We start from the raw sequence: 437 nt of genomic DNA on the forward strand, positions 1-437 counted from the left end.
GTCAGTGACACAAGGACAAGAGAGGAGGCGACGCGCGGAGCCGAGCGGAACGTGAGCCTGATAAGAGTCGAGACCGGGAGCGGTGCAGGAGTGATCGAGGGGAACCTGACGAAGTGACGGACCAGGCCCATGCGCAAGATCGTATGAGCGCTTGAGGGTGCCGAGGAGACGCTGAGGATACCGGCCTACCGGGTTGCATCGTCCGTCTCCTCGGCACCCGCAAGCGCTCATACGATCTTGGGCATGGGCGTGGTCAGGGACTTCGTCAGGTTAACCAGGACCAGCACTGAACCCGCAGCGGCGTCTCTTCTCGTCAGTGCCCCCGTCGGATCGGCCAGAGCGACCACATCCGCTACGTGTGACATGTCTCTCCGCCAGCCACACGCCGAAGCTCGGCGCACACGGATGTGTCGACCACACAGTGCTGTCCTCGCGCG

General features: G+C 63.6%; 1 protein-coding gene. It reads right to left on the reverse strand.

The window, feature by feature from the left end; all coding sequences use genetic code 11:
* Positions 1-227: 227 nt before the first annotated feature.
* Positions 228-365: a hypothetical protein gene (locus tag CRD59_RS08060; protein ID WP_161522324.1), complete on the reverse strand. Its 138-nt coding sequence runs from the start codon at positions 363-365 to the stop codon at positions 228-230.
* Between the last annotated feature and the right edge of the window lie 72 nt (positions 366-437).

This window comes from Bifidobacterium xylocopae (assembly GCF_003315615.1).
Lineage (GTDB): Bacteria > Actinomycetota > Actinomycetes > Actinomycetales > Bifidobacteriaceae > Bombiscardovia > Bombiscardovia xylocopae.

Bases quoted from the DNA above. Each gene is read 5' to 3' on its own strand.
- CRD59_RS08060 (WP_161522324.1), bottom strand. From the start codon at position 365: ATGTCACACGTAGCGGATGTGGTCGCTCTGGCCGATCCGACGGGGGCA.